The 26,326-nt window shown below is 67.3% G+C and carries 15 protein-coding genes; 5 read left to right on the forward strand and 10 right to left on the reverse strand.

Features of this window, described 5'->3' with window-relative positions:
* Positions 1 to 44 precede the first annotated feature (44 nt).
* The 10 genes from J7J50_RS16615 to smc all read right to left on the reverse strand — a co-directional run bounded on the left by J7J50_RS16615 (position 45) and on the right by smc (position 17,466).
* Positions 45 to 1,508 (reverse strand): MFS transporter, encoded by a 1,464-nt coding sequence (locus J7J50_RS16615; protein ID WP_215060025.1) that lies wholly within the window; start codon positions 1,506 to 1,508, stop codon positions 45 to 47.
* Positions 1,509 to 1,793: 285 nt separating this feature from the next.
* Complete coding sequence (locus J7J50_RS16620) at positions 1,794 to 2,348, reverse strand: YceI family protein (protein WP_251044367.1); 555 nt, start codon at positions 2,346 to 2,348, stop codon at positions 1,794 to 1,796.
* Positions 2,349 to 2,653: 305 nt separating this feature from the next.
* Positions 2,654 to 5,401 carry a DNA gyrase subunit A gene (gene gyrA / locus J7J50_RS16625; RefSeq protein ID WP_215060029.1) on the reverse strand — a complete coding sequence of 916 codons (2,748 nt, stop codon included), beginning with the start codon at positions 5,399 to 5,401 and terminating at the stop codon, positions 2,654 to 2,656.
* A gap of 595 nt (positions 5,402 to 5,996) precedes the next feature.
* Entirely contained in the window at positions 5,997 to 7,055 is a 1,059-nt protein-coding gene (gene mtnA / locus J7J50_RS16630; RefSeq protein WP_215060031.1) for an S-methyl-5-thioribose-1-phosphate isomerase, read from the reverse strand.
* 207 nt (positions 7,056 to 7,262) lie between these two features.
* Positions 7,263 to 8,021, reverse strand: coding sequence for a DUF3011 domain-containing protein (locus J7J50_RS16635; RefSeq protein WP_215060033.1), 759 nt, complete (start codon positions 8,019 to 8,021; stop codon positions 7,263 to 7,265).
* Between the two features lie 228 nt (positions 8,022 to 8,249).
* On the reverse strand, positions 8,250 to 8,984 hold the full coding sequence (locus J7J50_RS16640) for a DUF3011 domain-containing protein (protein WP_215060035.1): 735 nt from the start codon (positions 8,982 to 8,984) through the stop codon (positions 8,250 to 8,252).
* 103 nt (positions 8,985 to 9,087) lie between these two features.
* Positions 9,088 to 10,077 carry an EF-P lysine aminoacylase EpmA gene (gene epmA / locus J7J50_RS16645; RefSeq protein WP_215060037.1) on the reverse strand — a complete coding sequence of 330 codons (990 nt, stop codon included), beginning with the start codon at positions 10,075 to 10,077 and terminating at the stop codon, positions 9,088 to 9,090.
* Entirely contained in the window at positions 10,074 to 12,437 is a 2,364-nt protein-coding gene (ligA, locus tag J7J50_RS16650) for an NAD-dependent DNA ligase LigA (RefSeq protein ID WP_343222525.1), read from the reverse strand. The genes epmA and ligA overlap by 4 nt, the downstream gene beginning before the upstream one ends.
* Positions 12,438 to 13,004: 567 nt before the next feature.
* Positions 13,005 to 13,772, reverse strand: a complete 768-nt coding sequence (gene zipA / locus J7J50_RS16655; protein ID WP_215060041.1) for a cell division protein ZipA — start codon at positions 13,770 to 13,772, stop codon at positions 13,005 to 13,007.
* A 190-nt stretch (positions 13,773 to 13,962) separates the two neighbouring features.
* Positions 13,963 to 17,466, reverse strand: a complete 3,504-nt coding sequence (gene smc, locus J7J50_RS16660) for a chromosome segregation protein SMC (RefSeq protein WP_215060043.1) — start codon at positions 17,464 to 17,466, stop codon at positions 13,963 to 13,965.
* A 340-nt stretch (positions 17,467 to 17,806) separates the two neighbouring features.
* On the opposite strand from smc, the gene J7J50_RS16665 reads away from it, so the two are divergent.
* From J7J50_RS16665 to J7J50_RS16685, 5 genes are all read left to right on the forward strand, one after another.
* Entirely contained in the window at positions 17,807 to 18,820 is a 1,014-nt protein-coding gene (locus J7J50_RS16665) for a LacI family DNA-binding transcriptional regulator (protein WP_251044352.1), read from the forward strand.
* Positions 18,821 to 18,935: 115 nt separating this feature from the next.
* Entirely contained in the window at positions 18,936 to 19,217 is a 282-nt protein-coding gene (locus tag J7J50_RS16670) for a hypothetical protein (RefSeq protein ID WP_215060045.1), read from the forward strand.
* 392 nt (positions 19,218 to 19,609) lie between these two features.
* Complete coding sequence (locus J7J50_RS16675) at positions 19,610 to 20,422, forward strand: hypothetical protein (RefSeq protein WP_215060047.1); 813 nt, start codon at positions 19,610 to 19,612, stop codon at positions 20,420 to 20,422.
* A gap of 337 nt (positions 20,423 to 20,759) precedes the next feature.
* Positions 20,760 to 23,786 (forward strand): beta-phosphoglucomutase, encoded by a 3,027-nt coding sequence (gene pgmB / locus J7J50_RS16680; protein WP_343222527.1) that lies wholly within the window; start codon positions 20,760 to 20,762, stop codon positions 23,784 to 23,786.
* 137 nt (positions 23,787 to 23,923) lie between these two features.
* Positions 23,924 to 26,299, forward strand: coding sequence for a TonB-dependent receptor (locus J7J50_RS16685; RefSeq protein WP_215060101.1), 2,376 nt, complete (start codon positions 23,924 to 23,926; stop codon positions 26,297 to 26,299).
* The last annotated feature ends 27 nt before the right edge of the window (positions 26,300 to 26,326 follow it).

A 26,326-nucleotide genomic window follows, 5' to 3' on the forward strand; every position in this document is an offset into this window, starting at 1 on the left:
CCTCCGATAGAACAGTGACCCCTGTGTTGGACAAGCCCGCGCGATCAGTGCAGCGCGGGCGCGGCCTCGTGCGCCGTGTCCCGCGCCGGCGCGCGCAACAACGAACCGCCGAGCAAGGCCGCGCTGAAACCGAATACCGCGCCGACCAGAAACGCGATGTGATAGCCGCTGGCCAGCGCCGCGAGCGGCTCGCCGCCGGCGGCGAGCGCGCCGCTGGTGCGCGAGGCCGCCAGGCTGGCCAGAATCGCCAGTCCGAGCGCGCCGCCCATCATGAAAGCGGTGTTGACCATGCCCGAGGCCAGACCCGATTCCGACGGCGCGACATCGCTCATCGCCGCCAGCAGCATCGGATTGAAGGCGATGCCGGCGCCCAGGCCGAGCAGCAGCATGCCCGGCAGCACGTCGCGCAGGAATTCGCCGTTCACCGGCGCGCGCGCGAACAGCAGCAGGCCGACGGTCGCCAACGCCAGTCCGAAGGCCAGGGGCCAGCGGACGCCGAAACGCATCACCAGCTTCGCCGACAAGCCCAGCGAAAACGCCGCCATGATCAGGTTCGCCGGCAGAAACGCCAGCCCCACCTGCATCGGCGTGTAGTGCAGCACCAGTTGCATGTACAACGCCGAGAGGAAGAACCACGCGAACATCGCCGCCGCCCACAGCACGCCGACCACGTTGGCGACCGCGACATTGCGCAGGCGGAACAGGCTCAACGGCATCAGCGGCGCGCGCACGCGCGATTCGATCCACAAGAACGCGGCCAGCAACGCCGCCGCGGCGCCCAGCAGCCCCAGCGTGCGCAGCGAGGTCCAACCGGCTTCGTTGCCGTTGACGATGGCGTACACCGCCAGCATCAACGAGGCGGTCACGGTCACCGAACCGGCCACGTCCAGATGCCCTTCGCCCTGTCCGGGCGCGGCCGGCAGCAGCTTCAAGGTGGCGGCGAGCACGATCGCGCCGAGCGGAATGTTGACCAGGAAGATCCAGTGCCAGTTCAGCACGTCGGTCAGCAGGCCGCCGAGCAGCACGCCAACGCTGCCGCCGCCGGCGCAGACGAAGCTGTACACGCCCATGGCTTTGGCGCGATCGGCCGGCTCGGTAAACAGATTCATGATCAGCGACAACGCCACCGCGGTGACGACGGCGCCGCCCAATCCCTGCACGCCGCGCGCGGCGACCAGGAACACCTGACTGCCGGCCATGCCGCAGGCCAGCGAGGCCAGGGTGAAGATCGCGATGCCGATCAGGAACACGCGCCGGTGTCCGAACAGATCGCCCAGGCGCCCGCCCAACAGCAGGAAACCGCCGAACGTCAGCAGATAAGCGTTGACCACCCAGGCCAGCGAGGTCTCGGTGAATTTCAGATCGGTGCGGATCGACGGCAGCGCCACGTTCACGATGGTGGTGTCGAGCACGATCATCAACGCGCCCATGCACAGCACCGCCAGCGCGACCCAGCGGTTGTCGTGGACGCTGCGCGCGGACGGGGAAACGGGTTCGGATGTGGTCATCGGCAAGTCCTGGTATCGCGCGTGATGGCGGATGGCGGCGCCGGCGGATCGAGCGCGGGCGCGGTGCCGCGACGCATCGTCGCGGGCGAAAATCGCGCATCGCCTCCGCGGCGGAGCGATCAGCGTTCGAAATAGGGCCGGTCCAATATCCCCACTCGTGCGCGGCCGCCACAGTGTGGTTTGTCATGTCCGGCCAAGCCGGCGGCGCATCGATTCGCGGGCGCGCACAACGCAACACGCCGCCCGAAGGCGGCGTGTCGTGAGCGAGCAATCGATTCGCCGGGCTTATTCGGCCGCGATCGCCTCGACCTGGATACGCAGCTCCACCGCCATGTCGAAGCCCCAATCCTTGCCCGCGCCCATGCCGAACTGATCGCGCTGGAAGGTGCCGCGGGCGTCGGCGCCGCAGACTTCGCGCTTGAACATCGGATGCGGCATGCACTTGAACTTGTTGATCGTCAGCGTCAGCGGCTTGGTCACGCCGAGCAGCGTCAGTTCGCCTTCGACCTTGCCCGGCACGCCGTCCTTGAAACCAGCGAGCTTGCCCTTGTAGGTCGCCTTCGGGAACTTGGCCGTGTTGAACAGTTCTTCCTTGTTGGCGTGTTCGTTCATCGCATCCAGGCCGAAATCCAGGCTGGTGGTATCGACGGTGACATCGACGGTGCCGCTGCCGGCCTTCTTGTCGAGGGTGATCGAGCCTTCGGACTTGTTGAACTTCCCGCGCCAGGTGGACAGGCCCATGTGATCGGCTTCGAAGCTGGGATAAGTGTGGGACGGATCGATCTTGTAGGTCACCGGCGCGGCGGCGGCGGCGCCCGCGAACAGGACGAGCGAGGTCATGGCGCAGAGCGTGAGCTTGTTCATGGTGCGGTCCCGTGGCGAAAGTCGGGGCACGCTACCACCCGCCCAGCGCGAGTCGCAATCGCGGCGGCGCGCGGGATCGCTCCACCGTTGGAGTATGCGAAAACGATCCGGGTTTACGACGCAGTGCAGCATCGGCCGGTGCGCAGGCGTTCGGCCTTGCATGGCGCAGCGGCGGCGCACGCCGGCATGCATCGCTGATCCCGATCGCACCGCGATCCGCATCGCCCAAAAACAAAACGCCGCCCGAAGGCGGCGTTTTGCTGATTGCTTCAGCGTACTGCTCAGGATTCCGGCGACGCAGGGTCCTGCGCCTCGGCCGGAGCCGCGGCGACCGGCGTCGCCGGCAATTCGCCCTCGGCGCCTTCCTCGACTTCATCCAGCGAGGCGTCGACGCGCTCGATGGTCTGCAGCGTCTCGTCGTCGGCCAGACGCATCAGGGTCACGCCCTGGGTGTTGCGGCCGACCTGGGAGATTTCCGCCGCGCGCGTGCGCACCAGGGTGCCGCCGTCGGAAATCAGCAGCACTTCGTGGTGATCGCTGAGCTGGATCGCGCCGACCAACGCGCCGTTGCGCTCGGTGGTCTTGAGCGCGATCACGCCCTGGGTGCCGCGGCCCTTGCACGGGTATTCATCGACCGGAGTGCGCTTGCCGTAACCGCGCTGGCTGGCGGTGAGGATGTCGCCATCGCCGTCGATCACGATCATGCTGACCACCAGTTCGCCCGGCGCCAGCTTGATGCCGCGCACGCCGCGGCTGTTGCGGCCGGTCGAACGCACGCCGCCCTTGCCGCGCCTGGACTTGTCCGCGCCCTCGCCTTCGCCCGCGGCCTCCGCCTCGACGCCTTCGTCGGACGCATCCGCGTCGGCCGATTCCTCGGCCACCTCGGCTTCGTCCTCGCGTCCGCTCTCGGCGAAGCGCACGGCCTTGCCGTTGCTCGCGAACAGCATGACCTCGCGCTGGCCGTTGGTCAGCGCCACGTCGACCAGCGCATCGCCGTCGTCGAGATTGATCGCGATCTTGCCGCGCGCCAGACGGAACGCGAACTCGGTCAGCGGCGTCTTCTTGACCATGCCGTTGCGGGTGGCGAAGAACACGAAGTGGCTGTCGTCGTACTCGCGCACCGGCAGCACCGCCTGCACCTGCTCGCCGGCTTCCAGCGCCAGCCAGTTGATGATCGGACGGCCGCGCGCGTTCGGCCCGGCCTCCGGCAACTGGTGCACCGGCAGCCAGAACACCCGGCCGGTGCTGGTGAAGGTCAGCAGCGTGTCGTGGGTGTTGACCAGCCACAGCTTGTCGATGAAATCCTCGTCCTTGGTCGCGGCGGCGTTGCGGCCCTTGCCGCCGCGCTTTTGCGCGCGATAGGCGCTGACCGGCTGACGCTTGGCGTAACCCGAATGCGACAAGGTCACCACCACGTCTTCCGGCGCGATCAGGTCGAGGATGTCGAGATCTTCCTCGCTGGCGCGGATTTCGCTGCGGCGCGCATCGCCGAACTCTTCCTTCAGGTTGAGCAGTTCGGTGCGGATCACTTCCAGCAGCACTTCCGGGTTCTCGAGGATCTCGATCAAACCGCGAATGGCTTCCAGCAGCAGCTTGTACTCTTCCGTGAGCTTTTCCTGCTCCAACCCGGTTAGGCGGTGCAGGCGCATTTCCAGGATCTGCGTGGCCTGGACCTCGGTCAGCTGATAACGGCCGTCGTGCAGGCCGAACTCGGCCGCCAGGTCTTCCGGACGCGAAGCCTCGGCCCCGGCCGCGCCGAGCAGCGCGCCGACCAGGCCCGGTTCCCAGGTTTTCTCCAACATGCGCTCGCGCGCTTCGTTGGGGTTGGCCGAGGTCTTGATCAGCTCGATCATCTCGTCGATGTTGGCGAGCGCGACCGTCAGGCCTTCCAGGATGTGCGCGCGCTGGCGCGCCTTGCGCAGTTCGAAGATGGTGCGGCGGGTCACCACTTCGCGGCGGTGACGGATGAAGGCTTCCAGGATCTGCTTGAGGTTCAGCAACTGCGGCCGGCCGTCGACCAGCGCCACCATGTTGATGCCGAACACCGATTCCATCTGCGTCTGCTGATAGAGGTTGTTGAGCACCACTTCGGCCGATTCGCCGCGCTTGACCTCGATGAAGATGCGCATGCCGTCCTTGTCGGACTCATCGCGCAGCTCGCTGATGCCTTCGAGCTTCTTTTCCTTGACCAGCTCGGCGATCTTCTCGATCAACCGCGCCTTGTTGACCTGGTACGGGATCTCGGTGACCGCGATCGCTTCGCGGCCGGTGTCCTCGTTGACCTCGATCTCGGCGCGCGCGCGCATGCGCACGCGGCCGCGGCCGGTGCGGTAGGCGTTGATGATGCCGGCGGTGCCGTTGATGATGCCCGCGGTCGGGAAGTCCGGACCGGGGATGTATTCCATCAGCGCATCGACGTCCAGTTCCGGCGCGTTGATCAGCGCGATGGTCGCGTTGATCACTTCCGACAGGTTGTGCGGCGGGATGTTGGTCGCCATGCCCACGGCGATACCGGCCGAGCCGTTGATGAGCAGGTTCGGAACCCGGGTCGGCATGACCGTGGGTTCGAGTTCCTTTTCGTCGTAGTTGGGCTGGAAATCGACGGTTTCCTTGTCGATGTCGGCCATCAGCTCATGGGTGAGCTTGGCCATGCGCGATTCGGTGTAACGCATCGCCGCGGCGGAGTCGCCGTCGACCGAACCGAAGTTGCCTTGGCCGTCGACCAGCAGATAGCGCAGCGAGAACGGCTGGGCCATGCGCACCAGCGTGTCGTAGACCGACTGATCGCCGTGCGGATGGTACTTACCGATCACGTCGCCGACGATACGCGCCGACTTGAAGTGAGGCTTGTTGCTGTGGGCGCCGAGCTCGCTCATCGCGTACAGGACGCGGCGATGCACCGGCTTGAGTCCGTCTCGTACGTCGGGAAGCGCGCGGCCGACGATCACGCTCATGGCGTAATCGAGATAGCTGCGGCGCATCTCGTCTTCGAGATTGACCTGGATGATTTCCTTGGCGAGTTCGGCCATCAGGGTTCCGTTGCGTGCGGTGGTTCGAACGACCCGGGCGAACGGAGCAGGCATTCCGTGCGGAACGCCGGTAAAACCACCGGAAACAGTCCCTCGGCGGGCCTGTCCTGCAGCTCGCTCGGGGCGGCATCAAAGAGACGTGAAATCATATCACGAAACGCGCTTTCACAGGGCCCCGATTCCCACGCAGAAACAAGCACTTGGCGGGAATTTTCAGCTGCGCTGCAGCATCGCTGGCGGGGCTGGGTTGCCGGGGTGGCGCGCCGGGGTTTTGCGATGGCTGCGGAGGGGGCTTGCAGCGCTATTCCCCACGGCCGTCATTCCCGCGAAGGCGGGAATCCAGAGACTTCAGCGCCACCCTTCCAGCACGTCATTCCCGCGAACGCGGGCTCCGCTTTACTTCGGCGGAGCCGAACATCCAGCGACTTCAAACGTTCTCGCACGAAAAGCCCTGGATTCCCGCGTTCGCGGGAATGACGATCGTGTAGGTTTCGCAGAGTCAGGGCCTTGAAGATCTCGCGGGATTGAAGCCCTTGAAGGTTCCAGCGAACTCGCCTCACCGAAGCCGAAGCCGCAACCCCACCGCACCCTCGCCTCACCCCCCGAACGCCGCCTTCATCGCCACCGCGTCCGGCCGCTCGATCACCCCGCGCTCGGTCACGATGGCGTCGATCAGCTCGTGCGGGGTGACGTCGAAGACCGGGTTCCAGGCCCCGACCCGCTCGGCCGCGGTGCGGGCGCCGCCGACCGAGAACAGCTCGCCGGGGTCGCGTTCCTCGATCTCGATCAGATCGCCGGACGCGGTGGCCATGTCCACGGTCGACGACGGCGCGGCGACCATGAACTTGACGCCGTGGTGGCGCGCGGAAATCGCCAGTTGATAGGTGCCGATCTTGTTCGCGGTGTCGCCGTTGGCGCAGATGCGGTCGGCGCCGACGATCACCCAGCCGACCTTGCCGGTCTTCATCAGATGGGCGGCGGCCGAGTCGGCGATCAGGGTCGGCGCGATGCCGTCCTGTTCGAGCTCCCACACCGTCAGGCGCGCGCCCTGCAGCCACGGCCGGGTCTCGCCCGCGAACACCTGCGCGATGCGGCCCTGGGCGACGCCGGCGCGGATCACGCCCAACGCGGTGCCGAAGCCGGCGGTGGCCAGCGAGCCGGTATTGCAATGGGTCAGCACGCCACTGCCCGGCACGATCAAAGCCGCGCCCAGCGCGCCCATGCGACGGTTGGCGGCCAGGTCCTCGTCGGCGATGGCCTGCGCCTCGCGGTTCAGGACCTCGCGCCAGTCGGCGCCGGCCGCGGCCAACACCCGGCGCATGCGCGCCAGCGCCCAGGCCAGATTGACCGCGGTCGGGCGGGCGGCGTTGAGGCGCTGCATGGCCGATTCGACTGCGGCCAACGCCTGCGCGCCGTCGGCGGCGTCGATATCGCGCGCCGCCAGGACCACGCCCCAGGCCGCGGCGATGCCGATCGCCGGCGCGCCGCGCACGGTCAGCGCGTGGATCGCGGCGGCGACCGCGTCGCTGTCGTCGCAGCGCACGTAGTCCACCGCGAACGGCAGCTTGCGCTGGTCGAGCAATTCCAGGGCCTCGCCGGTCCAGCGGATCGGGCGAATGCGGTCATAACGGTCGAAATCGATGGCGTCGTTCATGCCCCAAGTTTAACGGATGCATGGGTCGGTCCCGAAATCGACCGCGGCAGCTGTTGTGGGACGGTTTTTGTGGGAGGGCCTTCAGGCCCGATGCTCTTCGCTCCGAAGCGAAGCAACCCCAAGCAAACCCCTGCCGCGCAAACGACAACGCCCCGATCCTGCGACCGGGGCGTTGCGCGAATCAAGCGCGGTACAAGCTAAACGCGATCAATCGACCTGGAAGCGCCCGCGGCAACCGCCGGACACCCACACGCCGGCGCGATCCCAGCCCCAGGTCTGGCCTTCGATGCACGGCGAGCCCGAGTTCTGGCGCAGCAGGCGCACGTCGCGGCGCACGCTCATGTTGCAGCGGTTCTGCCGGTTGTTGTTCGACTCGCAGCTGATCTCCTGACCGCCGCCGCCGTTCCAACCGCCGTTGCCGCCGCCGTTCCAGCCGCCGCCACCGCCCCAGCCACCGCCTCGTCCGGCGACGAATTCGCCGCGGCAACCCTTGTTCACCCACACCTCGCCCTGACGCGAGCCCCAGCTCTGGCCCTCGATGCACGAGGTGCTGGACAGCTGACGCTGCAGGCGCGCGCGATTGCCGTTGATGGGACAGGTGCGATAACGGCCGCTGTCGGATTCGCAACGCACCACATCGCCGCTGCCGTTGTTGCCGCCGTTCCAACCGCCGCCGCCGCGGCCCAGTTCGAATTCGGCGCGGCAACCTTCCGACACCCACACGCTGCCGCGGTCGTAACCCCAGCTGCGGCCCTGGATGCAGGAAGACTTGGACAGCTGGCGCGACATGCGCACGCCACCGCGCGTGTCGGCATCGCAACGGCGCTGACGGCCGCTGTCGGATTCGCAACGGATCACATTGCCGCCGTTGCCGTAGTCGTCGTACTGCGGCGCGGCCTGGGCGGCGCCGGCGGACAGGCCGAGGCCGATTACCAGCCCCATCCCGGAAAGCATGCGTGCGGACATGTAGGTGCTCCTTGTCGTTGTCGATTTGCCGAGGACTCTAGCTGAGCGGGCTTAACGCCAGCTCAAGATTTCCCGTACTTCGATGGCCCAGACAGAAACAGCCCCGAAACATTCATGACTCACTAATTTTGCGCCTTGTTTTGCGCCGAATCTCCGCCGTTGGTCGCATGACCTTCGGCCTATGCGCCGCCATCCATGCGCAAGGTAGCGCGACTTTTGCGCAGTGCATCAACCGCCGCTGCGGCGGAAATCGAGTTCGAATTCGGCCCGGCAACCGTCTTCCACCCACACGCCGTGCGCGTCGAAACCCCAATTGCGGCCTTCGACGCATTCCGACTTCGACAGCTGCTTGACCATGCGCACGCCAGCGCCGGTTTCGCCGTCGCAACGGCGCGCGCGGCGGTCCCGCGATTCGCAGCGCAGCACCGTGGCCGGCGCGGCCGCTTCGGGTTCCGGCTCGGCGCCGAGCAGGCGGAATTCGCCGCGGCAACCGCTGGCGACCCATACGCCGCTGGCGTCGGTGCCCCAACTTTGATTGCGCAGGCAAGGTTGTTTGGACAATTGCTGGGCCAGTGCGACACCGGCTTCGGTCTGGGCCGGGCAATGGTTCCAGCGCCCGCCGCGAGACTCACACTTGATCACCCGCGCGCCGCGGGTGCTGCCGGCGCCGCTGCCGCCCTTGCCGAGCACGAAGTCGGCCGAACAGCCTTGCGATACCCACACGCCGCCGCGATCGGCGCCCCAGGTGGTGCCTTCCACGCAGGGCTTGCCCGAGGTACGCCGGATCAAGCGCACGCCGCCGCGCGTGTCGGCCGGACAGTGCACGGTTTCTTCGTTATTCGATGCGCAGCGCAAGACATCGCCGCCGAAAAGCCGTTCGCCGGCCGGTTCCGCGCGCACCATGCCCGCGCACGCCATCGCGGCGAACGCAAACAGATGGATCGCGGCTTTCACATTGCGCATGCATGGCCCCCGCACCCGATGCGGTCACTCTAACCGTGAACTGCTAACTTGCAATGAAAAAACTGGGATCGGGGGCCGGTGTGAAGCGCGGGGTTCATCGCGGTCAAGCACGCGTGAAATCGAAGGCCAGCACCTCGGCGATGCGATCGGTGTCAAGCATCGCCATCACAAGGCGGTCCATGCCCATGGCGACGCCGGCGCAATCGGGGAAACCTGCGCCCAGCGCGCTCAGCAAAGCCTCGTCGCGCGGCGGCGCGGCGACGCCGCGCTGAACCCGCACGGCGCGGTCGCGATCGAAGCGCGCGCCCTGCTCGTCCGCTTCGGCCAGTTCGTGATAGCCGTTGGCCAGTTCCAGCGGGCCCAGGTACAACTCGAAACGCTCCGCGACCGGATGGCCGTCGCCGTCGTCGCGCAGCCGCGCCAGCGCGCACTGCGAGGCCGGGTAGTCGTAGACGGCGAGCAATTCGTCGCGCGCGAACGAGGGCTGCAGGCGATGGGTCATCAGCAGATCGAGCCAGTCGTCGCGATTGAGCCCGGCCGGATCGATCACGACATCGCCCAGCGCCGCGCGCAGTTGCGCTTCATCGGCGCCGAACGGGTCCAGATCCAGCCGCTGCCGATACAGATCGCGATACGCCACTTCGCGCAAGCCCACATCGCGCCCGACTAGGGCCAGGGCGGCGCGCACCAGTTGCGCGGTCTCGCCGATCAGGCGGCGATGATCCCAGCCGGTCCGGTACCACTCCAGCATGGTGAATTCCGGATTGTGGCGGCCGCCGGCTTCGCCGTCGCGGAACACCCGGCCCAACTCGTAGCAATCGCCGAACCCGGCCGCGAGCAGGCGCTTGAGCGCGAACTCCGGCGAGGTGCGCAGCCAGCGCGTGCGCGGCGCGCCGTCGGTGCGGCCGCTGAATTCCAGGGTGAACGAGGCGATGTTCGGATCGGTGTTGCCGGCCACGGACATCGCCGGAGTTTCGACCTCGATCACCCCGCGCTCGGCGAAATACGCGCGCACCACGGCGTTGAGCCGCGCGCGCAGGCGCAGTGCGTCGAAGCCCGCCGACGGCCGCCAGCGCGAATCGCCCGGACTCATTCGTTTTCGGCCAGGAACGCCAGCAGCTTCGCTTCGTCCCAGATGTCCACGCCCAGTTCCTGCGCCTTGTCGAGCTTGGAACCGGCCTCGGTGCCGGCGACGACGAAGCTGGTCTTCTTCGACACGCTGCCGGCGACCTTGGCGCCCAGCGCTTCCAGGCGAGTCTTGGCTTCGTCACGGGTCAGCGCGCTCAGCGTTCCGGTCAGCACCGCGGTCTGGCCGTCGAGCGGGCCAGCCGAAGAGGACGCGGCTACGGGCGTCAACGCATCCAGCCGCTTCAGCGCGTCGCCAACCCGCGTCAACAACTGCGAGTTCTCATCCACGCTCAGCCACGAAGCCAGCGCCTGCGCGCTGTCGGCCGGCAAACCGGCGGTGATGTAGGAATGCTCGGGCGCATCGCGCAGTTTCTCCGCGCTGTCGAACGCGGTCGCCAGTTGCTCGGCGCGGATCTTGGTGACCTTCGGAATTTCCAGATCGACCAGCAAGGTCGCCAGATTCAGGCCGTCGCGCAGCTTCGGCGACGGCGCATGGGTGTCGCCGATCAGCACGCCGCGCGCGAGCAGATCGTCGATCACCTGCTGATTGCCGGGCTGGTCGAAGAAATGGCCGAGCGAGCGCGCGACTTCGCCGCCGACATCGGGCAGGCGCTTGAACACCGGCCACGGCAGTTGGCGGATCAGTTGCAGATCGCCGAGCCAGATCGACAAGGCCTTGGCCGTGCTTTCGCCGACGTGCTGGATGCCGAGCGCGAACAGGAAGCGCCCCAGGGTGGTCTTGCGGCTGTGGTCGATCGCCTCGATGAGGTTGTCGGCCCATTTGGTCGCGACCTTGCCGGCCTTGACCGTCTCCGGCGTGGTGCCGTCGCGCTCGTCGGCGCGGCGCTTCATCTCCAGCAGATCGTCCAGGCTGAGCTTGAACAGATCCGCGACCGATTGCAGATAGCCCAGGTCCGACAAGTCTTCGATATAGCGGTCGCCCAGCCCTTCGATATCCATCGCCCGGCGCGATGCGAAGTGGCGGATGGCTTCCTTGCGTTGCGCGGGGCAGCTCAGTTCGCCCGAGCAGCGCCATGCCGCCTCGCCTTCCTCGCGCACGATTTCCGAGCCGCACACCGGGCATACAGTCGGCATCTGCCACTGCGGCGCGTCGGGCGCGCGGTACTCGGGCACGACCCGGACGATTTCCGGAATCACGTCGCCGGCGCGGCGCACGATCACCGTATCGCCGACGCGCACGTCCAGGCGCGCGATCTGGTCGGCGTTGTGCAAGGTCGCGTTGGTCACCACCACGCCGGCGACCTGCACCGGCCTGAGCCGCGCGACCGGCGTCGCCGCGCCGGTGCGGCCGATCTGGATTTCGATCGCCTCCAACACCGTGGATTGCTCCTGCGCCGGGAATTTGTGCGCGATCGCCCAGCGCGGCGCGCGCGAGACGAACCCCATCTCGCGCTGGCCGGCGTAGTCGTCGAGCTTGTAGACCACGCCGTCGATGTCGAACGGCAGCGCGTCGCGCTTGGCGCCCATCTGCCGGTAGTAACCGAGCAGGCCCTCGCTGCCGGCGACCACGCCGCTTTCGCCGCTGACCGGGAAACCCCATTCGCGCAATTGCTTGAGCGTGGCCGAATGACTGGCCGGCAGCGAATAGCCTTCGACCACGCCGACCGCATAGGCGTAGAACGCCAGCGGCCGTTGCGCGGTGATGCGCGGATCGAGCTGGCGCAGCGAACCGGCGGCGCCGTTGCGCGGATTGGCCAGGACCTTGCCGCCGTCCTTGAGCGCTTTTTCGTTGTAGGTCTTGAACGCGGCCAGCGGCATATAGACCTCGCCGCGCACTTCCAGCACCGGCGGCCAGCCTTTGCCGCGCAGCTTCATCGGAATGGCCTTGACCGTGCGCAGGTTGAGAGTGACGTCCTCGCCGGTGGCGCCGTCGCCGCGGGTCGCGCCCTGGACGAACTGGCCGTTCTCGTAGCGCAGGCTGATCGCCAGGCCGTCGAGCTTGGGCTCGACCGAGAACTGCGGCGCTTCGATGTCCAGGCGTTCGACGATCTTGCGCACGAAGTCGGCGACTTCCTCGTCGCTGAAGGCGTTGCCCAGCGACAGCATCGGCACCTGGTGGGTGACTTGCGCGAAGGCGCCCGAGGGGGTGTTGCCCACGCGCTGGGTCGGCGAATCGGCGCTGGCCAGTTCCGGGTGCGCGGCTTCCAGGGCCTCCAACTCGCGCAGCAGGCGGTCGTAGTCGGCGTCGGTCAGGGTCGGGTCGTCGAGGACGTAGTAGCGGTAGTTGGCGTCATCGAGCTGGCTGTGCAGTTCGGCGGCGCGCTTGGCGGCCTGGGCGGCGTCTTTCTTGTTGGCGGTCGTCACGGGCGGGTTGTCCTTGCGCTGCCGTTCGAGCGGGGCGACCGGCATTTTGAACGGATTTGTCGTGATTGTGGGCGTTGTGAGTGTCGTGGGGTGCGACTGCTGCGGTGCGGCGCATGCAGGCTGAAGATGCGTTCGTTATGGCGGATGCTGATGGCCGATGCAGGCGTAGAAACATGCCCCCTTTGAAAAAGGGGGCTGCGCGTTGCGAGGTCGGATGTCTGTACCGACAATCGGCGCGCGGGGGATTTGCTTTGGCGGTGCTAAGAGCAAAAGCAAATCCCCCCTAGCCCCCCTTTTTCAAAGGGGGGAAGAGACTTCGGGGAGACGCGGGGATGCGCTGTCGCGAATGCGGGCGCGGAAATACGCTCCCTTTGAAAAAGGGGGCTGCGCGCTGCGAGGCTCGGAGGTCTGCACCGACAATCGGCGCGCGGGGGATTTGCTTTGGCGGTGCCAAGAGCAAAAGCGAATCCCCCCTAGCCCCCCTTTTTCAAAGGGGGGAAGAGACTTCGGGGCGATGCGGGGGCTTGAGGTGCTGCTAGCAGGGCGGCAGCTACGCCGCCGCGCCGATCACCACCGCGTCGGCTTGCTCAGCGGCGGCGCTTCGCGCTGGCGATCGTAGGCGCGCAGTTCGTCGCGCAGGTGGGCGATGCGCTGGCGGCCGAGCGCGTTGCGCTGTTCGTCCAACACCACCGCGTCGAGCAGTTCGGCCATGCGCTGCGCGGTCGGCAGCATGGTTTCCCATGCGTCCAAGGCCGGAACCGGCGCCGGCAGGGTCAGGAAGAACGCCACCGCCGGGGTCTCCAGCGATTGGATCGTGGCCATGTCGAAGCTGCCGGGCTTCATGATGTTGGCCACGCTGAACACCGGGCCGCGCTCGGGATGGCCTTCGACCAGACGGTGGAACACGCCCATGTGGCCGTAGACCAGGCCGGCCTTCTCCGCCGCGACCACGATGTCGGGGCCATGCAGCTTCTGCCCGGCGCGCGCGGCCAGGTACAGGGTGACGATCTTGTCGAACTCCTCGCTGACCCGGCGCCCGAGTTCGCTGTTGGCGGCGTTGACGCCCCCTTCCAGAGTCTTGTCGAACAGCTCCAGCTCGGCCTGGGTGGTGGCCTCGCCGGGCACGCCGCTCTGGCCCAGTTCGTTTTCGATCTGCTCGCCCAGAGTCGGTTCCTGGCGCGGTCCGGGCTTGCGCTCGCCGGCGCGGCTTTCGTCTTCGCGCGCGACGCGCTTGCCCTGCCCGGGTTTGCGCGGGCGGCCGAAGAACACGATGGCGCCGATCAGGATCAGGCCGGCGATCAGGATGCCGATCCTCATCAGGGTCACGTCGGACATTCGTTGCTCCTCTTGGTGCGGGAATCGGGAATGGGGAATCGGGAATCGTGAAAAAGCGCCGCGTCGGCCATCGATTCTCTACCTCCAGTTCCAAACTCCAGATGATCGAATAAGACTAATGGTGACAGGTCCGGCCGGAATGCTTTGACCATTCCCGATTCCCGATTCCCGATTCCCGATTCCCGTGCGCCTACGCCGCGCCGGCCAATCGCGTCGCCTCGGCCAGATCCACCGAGACCAGACGGCTCACGCCCGGTTCGCGCATGGTCACGCCCGAAAGTTGCTGCGCGGCTTCCATCGTCGCTTTGTTGTGGCTCACGAACAGGAACTGTACCTGTTCGCTCATCTCGCTGACCATCGCGGTGAAGCGGCCGACGTTGGCTTCGTCCAACGGCGCGTCCACCTCGTCGAGCAGACAGAACGGCGCCGGATTCAAACGGAAGATCGCGAACACCAGCGCCACCGCGGTCATCGCCTTCTCGCCACCGGACAGCAGCGAGATGTTCGACACGCGCTTGCCCGGCGGACGGGCCATGATCGCAACGCCGGTGTCGAGCAGGTCTTCGCCGGTGAGTTCCAGATAGGCGTGACCGCCGCCGAACAGGCGCGGATACAGCTCCTGCACGCCGGAATTGACCCGGTCGAAGGTGTCCTTGAAGCGGCCGCGGGTTTCGCGGTCGATCTTGCGGATCGCTTCTTCCAGGGTTTCCAGCGCGGTGTTGAGGTCGAGGAACTGCGCGTCCAGATAATCCTTGCGCTGCTGCGACTCGGCGTGTTCCGCGATCGCGGCCAGATTCACCGGCTCCAGGCGGCGCAGTTTGTTGTCGAGCTCGATAACCGTGCGTTCCCAGGTCTGCGGCTCGGCGTTCTCGTCGAGCGAATTGACCACGTCCTGCAGCACCGCGCCGGCTTCGGCGATGGCCTCGGTCAGGGTTTCGGCCTTGAGCACCAGCGCCTGCTGTTCCAGGCGGCGCTGGCCGATGGCTTCGCGCTGCTGCAGGGCTTGTTCGTCGCGCTGCTGGCGGGTCTGCTCGAACTTGCGCAGATCGTTGTCGATGCCGTCGAGCGCGCTGCGCGCCGCGGTCAGGTCCTGCTCGGCGACGACGCGCTGCTCCAGCGCGACCTGGCGCTGCTGTTCCAGTTCGACCACCGGCTCATCGCCGTCGCTGAGCTGGGCCGACAGTTCGCTCAGGCGCGAATCGAGCTGGCCGCGCTGGCCGCCCATGCGCTGCAGGGTCTGGCTGAGGCCGGCGATCTGCGCGCGCTGGGTTTCCAGGGTCAGGCTCAAGGCGTGGGCGGCGTCGCGCGATTCGCGCGCGGCGTTGCGCGCGGCGTCGCGCGCTTCCGACAGCGAACGGCGCTCGGATTCGAGCTGCAGGCGCGTGTCTTCCAACTCGCCCATGCGCTCGACCGCGGCTTCCTGGCGCATGCGCGCCTCGCGCGCCTGCTCGCGGCCGGCGTCCAGGCCGATCAGCAATTGCTCCAGGTCGGCGTCGATTTTCTCGATGCGGCTGCGCGCCGAATCCAGGCGGCCCTGATGGCTCTGCAACTGGCCGGCGAGTTCGGACACGCCGCGATGGGCCATGTACAAGGTGCGCTGCGCGTCTTCGCGATGCTGCTCGGCGGCGAGCGAGCGGTCGCGCAGTTGAATCTGGTTTTGTTCGAGTTCGCGCTCGCGGGTCTGCAGTTCTTCGATCTCGACCCGCAGGGTCTGGATCTCGCGTTCGCGCAGCAGCGCGCCCTGCTTGGCCGCGCCCGAACGCAGCACCCGCACCCAGCCGGCGCCCAGGCGCTCGCCGTTGCGGGTGATCACGGTTTCTTCCGCGCCCAGGCCCGGCTGCAGCGCGCGCGCCGCGGCCAGATCCTCGGCGCCGTGCAGGCGCGAGAGCAGCCGGCGGATCGCCGCCGGGCCCTGCACCTTCGAGGCCAGCGAAGTCGCTGCATACGTGGCGTTGTCGCGCTCGGGCGAAACCAGGGTCAGGCGGCCTTCGCCGAGCTCGCCGATCGCATCGACCAGGGCTTCCGGCGCTTCCACCAGCACGCCTTCGATCAACTGGCCCAACGCGCTTTCCACCGCGTTTTCCCAGCCCGGCTCGACGGTGAGGGTTTCGCCGACGCGTTGCGCCGAGTCCAGGCCGCGCGCCTTGAGCCAGGTCAGCGCCGCGCCCTGCTCTTGCCCAAGCGCGGCGTGCTGCAGGGTTTCCAGCGACGACAAGCGGCCGCGCGAGGTCTGCGCCTGCTTGCGCACCTCGGCGAGCTGGTTCTGGGTCGAGCGCTGCTGCTCCTGCAGGTCCGACACCGCCGACTTACGCACTTCCAGTTCTTCGCTGAGGCTGTCCAGCGATTCTTTCTGCAGATCGTGCTGGCTCTGCAGATGCTCGAAGGCATCGGCCAAAGCCGCCACGTCCAGGCCGGCGCGTTCGCTGCTCAGCGACTCGCGGCGGCGGTCGGCGTCCAGGGTCTGCCGGTCCAGGCCTTCGATGCGGGTGCGCTCGACCTCGGCCGCGCGCGCGGCTTCGGATTGTTCGCGGCTGTGCGCGTCCCAGCGCTGCTGCCAGTCGCCAAGCTTGTTCTCGGCGTCGCGCAGCGCGTCCTGGCGCGCCTCGTCGTCCTCGCGCATCGCTTCGATGCGCGGTTCGGCATCGGCGATCGCGGCCATCAGCACGTCCAGGCGCGATTGATCGCTGCCGATGTGCTCGCCGATCTCGGCCAACTGCGCCATCGCCTCGTCGCGCGCCTTGAGCAGGCGGCTGGACATCTCGCGCTGGTGCTGGATCTGTTGCTCGATGCGCGCCAGCGCGCCGCCCACTTCGTAGCTGGCGGCCTGGGCCTTGTTGAGTTTTTCCGCCGCTTCCTCGCGGCCGACGCGACCGGTTTCCAACTCGCGCTCGGCTTCGCGTTGTTCGGCGATCAACTGCTGCAGGCGGGTTTCCTGCTGCGAGAGTTTCTCGCGCTGGACCTGCAGCTTCTGATCCAGGGCGCGGTATTCCAGCGCCTTCCACTCCACGTCCTTGATCTTGCGCTCGGCCTGGATCGCCTGGTACTGCTCGGCCTGGCGGGCCTGGCGGCGCAGGTGTTCGAGCTGCTTGCCGATTTCCTCGCGCAGATCGTTCAGGCGGTCGAGGTTTTCGCGGGTGTGGCGGATGCGGGTTTCGGTTTCCTTGCGGCGTTCCTTGTACTTGGAAATGCCCGCGGCTTCTTCCAGGTACACGCGCAGGTCTTCGGGCTTGGCCTCGATGATCTGGCTGATCATGCCCTGCTCGATGATCGAGTAACTGCGCGGGCCCAGGCCGGTGCCGAGGAACAGATCGGTGATGTCGCGACGCCGGCACTTGCCGCCGTTGAGGTAGTACTGGCTGGTGCCGTCGCGGCTGACCGTGCGCTTGACCGAAATTTCGTTGAACGCGGCGAATTCGCCGGTGATGGTGTGGTCGGAGTTGTCGAAGATCAGCTCGACCATGGCCTGCGAAACCGGCTTGCGCGCCGAGGAACCGGCGAAGATCACGTCGGTCAGCGAGTCGCCGCGCAGGCGGCTGGCCGAGCTTTCGCCCATGACCCAGCGCACCGCGTCGATGATGTTCGACTTGCCGCAGCCGTTCGGACCGACCACGCCGGTCATGTTGGTGGGCAGGTGCAGCGTGGTCGGATCGACGAAGGACTTGAAACCGGACAGCTTGATCGTGGACAGACGCATGCGGCGGTGTGGCCTCTTGGCGCGCCGGGGCGCGACCGTGAATTTAGGTTAGACAGTACGCCCAAGTGGTTGAATCCTATGGGCAGGACGCGGTTCCAAACCGTGCTTCCTCGCGAGTATAGCGGGCCGGAGCCGAGCCCGCCGTCGACGCCGCGGTTTTGCCGCCGCGACCGCGGCGGCGGGGCCGCCGGGCCCGAACCCGCCGCCGCCCCATCCTGGGACGAGCGTCCGCCCGCGACCATGCGGCCCACGGCCCGGCCGTGGTAAACATGCACGGCCCATCCGACCCGAGTCGCCAATACTCGCCGTCGCCAACGTGACATGGAGCGACACGCCCCGCATGAGCCGACCGCGCGCATTCAACCCCGCCCGCAAGGCCGGCGAACACCTGACCATGGCCGATCTGGCCGAACTGGCCGGGGTTTCGGCGATCACCGTCTCGCGCGCCTTGCGCGACAGCCCGCTGGTCAATCCCGAGACCCGGGCCAAGATCAAGGAGCTGGCCGAGCGCCAGGGCTACCAGTTCAACATCAGCGCGCGCAATCTGCGCCTGCGCCGCAGCATGACCGTGGCGGTGGTGGTCGAGATGAAACCCACCGTCGAGCGGCAGATGTCCGGCCCTTACCCGCTGGACCTGCTCGGCGGCATCAGCCAGGAGTTGACCTCGGCCGGCTACAGCGTGCTGCTGACCTCGCTGCAGGGCGGCGCCCTGCCCAGCGTGCAGGCCGCCGACGGGGTGATCCTGCTCGGCCAGGGCGCGCACGAGGACGCCATGCACGAGGTCCGCCGCTGGGGCCGGCCGATGGTGGTCTGGGGCGCGGTCAGCCGGCACGAATCGCAGGTCGTGGTCGGCAGCGACAACCATCGCGGCGGCAAGCTGGCGGCGGAGCGGTTCCTGGCCCTGGGCCGGCGCCGGCCGGTGTTTCTCGGGGACGAAGCCCACGGCGAGTTCGCCGAACGCCTGCAGGGCTTCCGCCAGACCCTGGCCGAACACGGCATCGTCCCGCTGACCCCGACGGTCGCCAATTTCACCGTCAGCGCCGGCGCCCAGGCGGTGCACGCCCTGCTCGACCAGCATCCGCAGTTCGACGCCTTGTTCGCCGCCAGCGATCTGCTCGCGATCGGCGCGATCCGCGCGCTGATCGAACGCGGCCGGCGCGTGCCCGAGGACGTGTCGGTGATCGGCTACGACGACACGCCGCTGGGCGCCACCTACCTGCCGCCGCTGACCTCGATCCACCAGAACTTCGTCGATGCCGGCGTGTCGCTGGCGCGCAAGATCCTGGCGATGATCGAAGGCGAACCGGCGCAGTCGGAAATCCTGCCCACCCATCTGGTCGCGCGCGTCACCTGAGCCGCGGCATGGCGACGGTGCGGATTCGGCCGGCGCATCGCGACTCGACACCCGCGGCCGCGATCGTCGACCATGCCGATCGCGCAGATGCGCACAGCGCACGAAAGGACTCGACATGGACGACCCGCAACCCATCCCGCCCAAGCCCATCTCGCAACAGGCCTACATCAGCTTCGGTCTGCCGCTGGGATTTTCCGTCGTCATCAATCTGCTGACCGCGTGGATATTCCAGGGCGACAACCTGGGCCACGCCTACACCTTGATCTTCCTCGGCCCGATCGTGGCCGGCGTGTTCCTGATCGCCACGCTGATCTACTCCGCATTGACCCGGACCTTGCTGGCCTGGCTCGGCGGTTGGGCGATCGCGCTGCTGATCACGATGTTCACCTGGCTGTAATTTCGCTGTCCAAGAACCGATAGCGAAGCTTCATCATCTCCCTCTCCCGCTTGCCACCCAAGGTGACTTCCTTCGGGGCGCGGGAGAGGGTTGGGGTGAGGGCGCGAGAGGCCGCAGAAATCCGAACCAGAGCATTCGCGCCTACGGCGCTCATCCCCTCACCCTAACCCTCTCCCGCAAGCGGGAGAGGGAAATGATACGGTTTCGTTAGCCACTCCCAAGCGAATTCGCGCAACAGCGACGCAGTCGCCATTCGCGTTTTGAAACCGCGCGGTTTCGGCGTGGACGCGGCATCGCCCGGGCCGTTAGCGTGAGTCGCCGCGGCGCTCGCGGCATGGATACATCGCACGCGATCACGACGATCGCATCGCTCATCATCAAGGAAGGATGCCATGAAGCGCTTCATCGCCTCGCACACCGGTTCGCTCCCGCGCCGCCTCGCCCGTTGCTTCGCCCGCATCGCCGCATGCGCGGCGGTGTTCGCCTGCTGCGGCCTGGCCCAGGCCGCGCCGCCGTACAGCGGCACGATTTATCTCGCTCCGAACCTCATCACCGCGGCCGATCCCAGCGACTATGTCGGCGTGAGCTACAGCGGCCAGGGCGTGCGCTTGATGTTCGACCGGCGCACCAACGCCTATGCGTACTACAACGCGTATCTGTTCGATGTCGTCTACGCCAACGCCGTCCACGTCCAGGCCCAGGTCAATCCCGAGTTCGGCAGCGCGGCCGCGGCGCAGGCGCAGGTCGAGTTCTACGCGCCGGTGATCGGCCGCATCCCGCGCGCGTTGCGCTCGCAAGTGAGCACTCTGTGGATCCACGCCGGCGATCAGCCGTTCGGCGGCGGCAACAACAATCTGCTGATCCACACCGGCAGCTACGCCCGCGATTACATCGCCCGCGGCATCCTGGAGGAAACCTTCGTCCACGAAGCCACGCACACCTCGCTGGATCCGTTCTATGCCGGCTCGTCCGGCTGGTGGGTGGCGCAGCAGTGGGACCGCGAATACATCTCGACCTACGCGCGCGACAACCCGACCCGCGAGGACATGGCGGAAACCTTCCTGATGTGGCTGGCGGTGCGTCATGGCCTGGGCCGGGTCCCGCCGGACGTGGCCTACACCGTGCTGACCACGGTGCCGTACCGCCTGCAGTACTTCGATTCCTTGCGCCTGGATCTGAATCCCTACGTCGCCACTCATCCATGAGCGGCATCGCGATGCGCTCTGGAAATCCGTGACGGCGGTATCGGCGGCGTTCGCGCAGCCGGCCCGCTGAAACATGCTGCAACGCAGCGCGGCCGAGCTGCGTTGCGGCGCACCGGCCGAGCCGGTTTGCGCACCGCAACAATTGGCTAAGCGGCTGATTCGAAGGGGTTAAGGTTTCGTGATCCGGCGCGTCGTGCGCCGGCGATCAGCGCCTCGCGCCGCCATCGGTGCACCGACTGTTATCGATAACTTGACATCGATAACAATGAATCCCTAGGGTCCGCCTCCAAGCCGCCGCGATACCCGCCGCGGCGTCCAGATCCAGGGCCCCGTTCGCGTGATCCAGCCTCAACCCCTCGCCCCCGACACCGCTTCGACCGACGCGCCCGACGCCTGGCGCCTGCGCCAGGACGCCTTCGACCCGGCCCGCGCGCGCCGCGACCAGACCCTGTTCGCGCTGGCCAACGGCTCGCTCGGCGTGCGCGGCGGATTCGAGGAAGCCGACGGCGGCAGCGACGGCAGCTTCCTCGCCGCGGTGTTCGAGAAACACCCGATCCACTATCACGAACGCTTCCCCGGCTTCGCCCGCAACACCGATACCCGCCTGCCGGTCGCCGACGGCCAGCGCATCGCGGTGTGGCTCGGCGCGCAGCGGCTGGATATCGATAGCGCGCAGTGGCTGGGGTTCGAACGCGAACTCGACCTGCGCAGCGGCCTGCTGCGCAGGCGCCTGCGCCTGAAGACCGCGCAGGGACACAGCATCGAAATCCGCGCCGAGCGCGTGCTGCCGTTCGACAGCGGCGCGGCCGGCGTGGACTTGCTGGCGATCCGCTACACGGTCGCGTCCATCGACTACAGCGGCCCGCTCGCCCTGGTCTCGGCGATCGAATGCGGCCACGCCGCGGCCGAGCAAGGCGACGACCCGCGCATCGGCGTGGCCTCGGCCGAAGGCCTGCAACTGCTGTCGCGACAGGCCGACCAGCGCAGCGCCGACGTGGTCCAGGCGACCCGCCGCAGCGGCGTGCGCGTGGTCTGCAGTCAGGCTCATCGCCTCGGCGAAGGGCTGAGCTTCGGCGAGGCCGTGATCGGCGCCGAGCAGGTCGCCCAGCGCTACCTCGCGCAGTTGCAGCCCGGGCAGACGGCGACGATCGAGAAGTTCGTGGTCTACGCCACCGATTCCAATCCGCACGCCACCGACCTGCCCGCGCACGCCGCGCAGGCCTTGAACCAGGCCGCGGCGCAGGGCTTCGACGCCATCGCCGCGCGTCAGGCAGCGTCGCTGGCGCAGTTCTGGGATGGCGCCGAACTGTTCATCGACGGCGATGCCGGCGCCGAGCAGGCGCTGCGCTTCAACCTGTTCCACCTGCTGCAATCGGCCGGCCGCGACGGCATCAACGGCACCGCCGCCAAGGGCCTCACCGGCGAAGGCTACGAAGGCCATTATTTCTGGGACACCGAGGCCTTCATGCTGCCGGTGATGGCCTGCACCGCGCCGGAAGTCGCGCGCGCGATGCTGCATGCGCGCTTCCTGGCGCTGGAGCCGGCACGTAAGCACGCGCGCGAGATGAACCATGCGCGCGGTGCGCTGTTCCCGTGGCGCACGATCACCGGCGGCGAATGCTCGGCGCACTATCCCTCCGGTTCGGCGGCCTACCACATCAACGCCGCTGTGGCGTACGGGCTGGGGCTGTATCTGGACGCCAGCGGCGACATCGATTTCCTGCTCGAATGCGGCGCCGAGATCCTGTTCGAGACCGCGCGCATCTGGCCGCAGATCGGCCATTTCAATCCGCGCCGCGGCGGCGCGTTCTGCATCCACGAGGTCACCGGCCCCGACGAATACACCGCGCTGGTTGATAACAACTTCTACACCAACCGCATGGCCCAGCAGCATCTGCTGCGCGCGGTGCGGGTGTGGGAACAATTGCAGCGCGAACGCCCGCGGCAACTGCAGGCGCTGGCGCAACGCTTGCAACTGGAAACGCACGAGATCGACACCTGGCGCCGCGCCGGCGAGCGCATGTTCCTGCATTTCGACCCGGCGCTGGGCATCTACGCCCAGGACGACACCTTCCTCGACAAGCCGCGCTGGCCGTTCCCGAAGCACGAGGGCGAACATCGCCCGCTGCTGCTCGATTACCACCCGATCACTTTGTACCGCCACCAGATCTGCAAGCAGGCCGACGTGGTGATGGCGCTGGTGCTGGCCGGCGACGGCATTTCGGTCGCGGTGAAGCGCCGCAGTTACGACTACTACGAAGCGGTGACCACCCACGACTCGACCTTGTCCGCGTCGGTGTTCGGCATTCTCGCCAGCGAAGTCGGCCTGGCCGATCAGGCCGAGCGTTTCTTCCACGACAACCTGCGCGTGGACCTAGACGATCTGCACGGCAACACCGATCACGGCGTGCACATGGCGGCGTTGGCGGGGACATGGTTGGGCCTGGTGTCAGGGTTCGCCGGCTTGCGCGTTTCCAATGGTGAGCTGAAGTTTTCGCCGACTCTGCCGCGGCAATGGCGTGGCTTCGGCTTCGGCCTGCGCTGGCAGGGCCGGCGCCTGCGCGTGAACCTGCTCCGCGACGGCGTCGAATACGTTCTGCTCGACGGCGCGCCGCTGAGCATCGAACACGCCGGCGAACGCATCGAGCTGCGCAGCGGCGCGCCGGTGCGCAAGCCGCTGGCCACGCCCGGCGACGACGCCAAGCTGGCGTTTCCGCGCCCGGCGCAAGCCTTGATCTTCGATCTCGACGGCGTGCTCACCGACACCGCGCAAACCCATTACCGCGCGTGGAAGCGCATGGCCGACGAAGAAGGCCTGCCGTTCGACCAGCACCTCAACGAGCAGCTCAAGGGCGTGGACCGGATGAGCTCGCTCGACATCATCCTGCGCCACGCCGGCAAGGTGCTCAGCGCCGAGCAGAAACTGGCGCTGGCCGAACGCAAGAACGGTTACTACGTCGAGGCCATCGCCGAGGTCACGCCGAAGGATCTGTTCCCGGGCGTGGAGCGCGTGCTCGAACAGGCGCGCGCGCGCGGGCTCAAGCTCGGTCTGGCTTCGGCCAGCCGCAACGCCGCCGCCCTGCTCGATCGCCTGGGCATCGCGGAGCGCTTCGACTACATCGCCGACGCGGCGCGGATCGCCCGCGCCAAGCCGGCGCCGGACATTTTCCTGGATGTCGCCGCCGCGCTCGGCGTCGCGCCGTCGCTGTGCATCGGCCTGGAAGACGCCGCGGCCGGAGTGGTCTCGATCAAGACCGCCGGCATGGCCGCGATCGGCATCGGCGATGCCGCCACGCTGGCGCGCGCCGATGCCTGCCTGCCCGACATCGCCTCTTTCGATCTGAACGCTTTCGTTTCGCCCTGACCGCGTCCGGCACGTACCGCCGCGGCAGGACCGCCACTGACCAACAATCCATAACGATGGGTGGGGAGAACACCATGCAACAGACCACTTTCAAGCACGCAGCCGGCCAACGCGCAGGCGTCGAACCAAACCGGCTGATGCGTTACGCGCTGTCGGCGGCGATCGCCCTCGCCCTTTCGCCCGGCCTCGCGCTGGCCCAGGACGCGGCCGCCCCGGCGCCGCAGGCCGCCAACGATTCGGCGACCACGCTCGACGCGGTCGTGGTCAGCGGCACCGCCCGCTTCAAGGGCCTGCGCAAGCGCGACGCGAGTTTCTCGATCACCACCGCATCGGCCGAACAGTTGCAGGAGGCCGTGCCGCTGAGCACCGCCGACGCGCTCAAGGTCGTGCCGGGCGTTTGGGCCGAATCGGCCGGCGGCAGCACCGGCGCGAACATCTTCGTGCGCGGCATGCCGTCGGAAGGCGATGCGCCGTTCGTGACCGTGCAGATGGACGGCGCGCCGCTGTTCCCGCCGCCGACCCTGTCGTTCCTGGAAAACTCCACGCTGTTCCGCATGGACGACACCATCGACCGCATGGAAGTGCTGCGCGGCGGCCCCAGCCCGATCTTCTCCAACGGTCAGCCCGGCGCCACCGTCAACTTCATCCAGAAGAAGGGCGGCGAAGAGCCGGCCGGCAGCGTCCGCGTCGGCCTGGGCAGCGACGGTTTCCGCCGCGTCGATCTGTTCAACAGCGGCAAGCTCGCCGAAGGCTGGTACTACAGCGTCGGCGGCTTCTACCGCGCCACCGACGGCGTTCGCGACACCCAGTTCCCGGCCGACAAGGGCGGCCAGTTCAGCGCCACCTTGACCCACAGCTGGGACAAGGGCGAGATCACCGTGTACGCGCGCCACACCAACGACAAGAACGCGTTCTTCACTCCGATCCCGCTGCTCTCGCGCGACAACGGCAGCAGCCTGTCGAGCTTTCCGGGCCTGGATGCGCGGACCGGCACCCTGCTCGGCAACGATTTCCGCCACGTCACCCTTCCGACCGGCCCGGGCGGACAGACCATCAGCCGCGATCTCGCCGACGGCCGCGGCATCAACCTCGACGTGTTCGGCGCGTCGATGGATTTCTATCTCGGCGACTGGACCATCAGCGACCGCGTCAACTTCGTCAGCGGCAGCGCTCCGACCAACGGCCTGTTCACCGGCGCCAGCCCGCAGACGCTGGGATCGTTCATCGCCGGATTCGGCAGCGCCGGCACCGCGACCTACGTCAACGGCGGCGGCGCGGTCGATCCGAACCAGCAGGTGCTGACCGCGGGCTTCTGGGTGGTGGACAAGGAAATCGAATCGTTCACCAACGACCTGCGCTTCAGCAAGGATCTGTTCGAAGGCAACACGTTGACGGCGGGCGTGTACTTCGCGCGCTATTCGTCGAAGGACACCTGGTACCTGGGCAACAACATGCTGCTGACCGCGCAGAACAACGCGCGCCGCATCAACCTGACCCTGGCCGACGGCCGTCAGGTCACCCGCGACGGTTTCACCGGCACCTCGTTCTTCTCCCTGCGCGGCGACTACGACGGCCAGAACACCGCGGTGTTCGTCGCCGACGAATGGCAGATCAACGACCGCCTGCGCCTGGACGGCGGCATCCGCTACGAGTGGCAGCAAGTGGACGGCACCGTGCACGACACCGCCACGGTCGATCTGGACGGCAACCCGAACACGCTGTACGACAACAACACTTCAGTCTCGCTGCCCAGCTCGCGCCGCATCGATCAGGACGACAAGCATTTCTCCTGGACCCTGGGCCTGAACTACAAGCTCACCGACAGTTCCAGCGTGTTCGCCCGCGCCAACTCGGGGTACAAGCTGCCGGCCTTCGACAACCTGCGCGACGGCAACAACAAGGTGCAGGAAATCGATCAGTACGAATTGGGCTTCAAGTCCGGCAACTCGGTCTACGACTTGTACCTGACCGCGTTCTACAACAGCTTCACCAACTCGCCGTTCCAGGCCTTCCTCGACGACGGCACCAACTTCACCAGCGCCGGCGATTCGCGCGCCTATGGCGTGGAAGTCGAAGGCGCGGTGCGGCCGATCGGCGGCCTGGAACTGGCCCTGACCGGCGTGTGGCTGGACGCGAAGTACGAGAACTACCGCGAGTTCACCGGCAATCAGGTGATGCGCCAGCCCAAGCAGCAGTTCCGTTTCACCCCGAGCTATTTCTGGACGCTGCCGTTCGGCGATCTGAAGATTTTCGCGACCTACTCGCGCATCGGCGACCGTTTCGCCGATCTGGCCAATACCCAGAAGCTGCCTTCGTACGAAACGCTGGATGTCGGCGCGAACATGCACGTGGGCGATCACTGGGAGTTCGCGCTCAGCGGCAGCAATGTGACCAACGAACTGGGCTTGACCGAAGGCAACGTGCGCGTGCCGGGCGCGGCCAGCGGCGGTGTGTTCATGGGGCGGCCGATCGCGGGACGGCAGTACTTGTTCTCGGCGGCTTACAAGTGGTGATGTGACTGGAGCCCCTCTCCCGCCTTG

This window comes from Lysobacter sp. ISL-50 (assembly GCF_018612875.1).
Classification (GTDB): Bacteria; Pseudomonadota; Gammaproteobacteria; order Xanthomonadales; family Xanthomonadaceae; genus Lysobacter.

Coding starts and splice junctions, on each gene's coding strand:
- J7J50_RS16615 (WP_215060025.1), bottom strand. CDS start 1,508: ATGACCACATCCGAACCCGTTTCCCCGTCCGCGCGCAGCGTCCACGAC.
- J7J50_RS16620 (WP_251044367.1), bottom strand. CDS start 2,348: ATGACCTCGCTCGTCCTGTTCGCGGGCGCCGCCGCCGCCGCGCCGGTG.
- gyrA (WP_215060029.1), bottom strand. CDS start 5,401: ATGGCCGAACTCGCCAAGGAAATCATCCAGGTCAATCTCGAAGACGAG.
- mtnA (WP_215060031.1), bottom strand. CDS start 7,055: ATGAACGACGCCATCGATTTCGACCGTTATGACCGCATTCGCCCGATC.
- J7J50_RS16635 (WP_215060033.1), bottom strand. CDS start 8,021: ATGTCCGCACGCATGCTTTCCGGGATGGGGCTGGTAATCGGCCTCGGC.
- J7J50_RS16640 (WP_215060035.1), bottom strand. CDS start 8,984: ATGCGCAATGTGAAAGCCGCGATCCATCTGTTTGCGTTCGCCGCGATG.
- epmA (WP_215060037.1), bottom strand. CDS start 10,077: ATGAGTCCGGGCGATTCGCGCTGGCGGCCGTCGGCGGGCTTCGACGCA.
- zipA (WP_215060041.1), bottom strand. CDS start 13,772: ATGTCCGACGTGACCCTGATGAGGATCGGCATCCTGATCGCCGGCCTG.
- smc (WP_215060043.1), bottom strand. CDS start 17,466: ATGCGTCTGTCCACGATCAAGCTGTCCGGTTTCAAGTCCTTCGTCGAT.
- J7J50_RS16665 (WP_251044352.1), top strand. CDS start 17,807: ATGAGCCGACCGCGCGCATTCAACCCCGCCCGCAAGGCCGGCGAACAC.
- J7J50_RS16670 (WP_215060045.1), top strand. CDS start 18,936: ATGGACGACCCGCAACCCATCCCGCCCAAGCCCATCTCGCAACAGGCC.
- J7J50_RS16675 (WP_215060047.1), top strand. CDS start 19,610: ATGAAGCGCTTCATCGCCTCGCACACCGGTTCGCTCCCGCGCCGCCTC.
- J7J50_RS16685 (WP_215060101.1), top strand. CDS start 23,924: ATGCGTTACGCGCTGTCGGCGGCGATCGCCCTCGCCCTTTCGCCCGGC.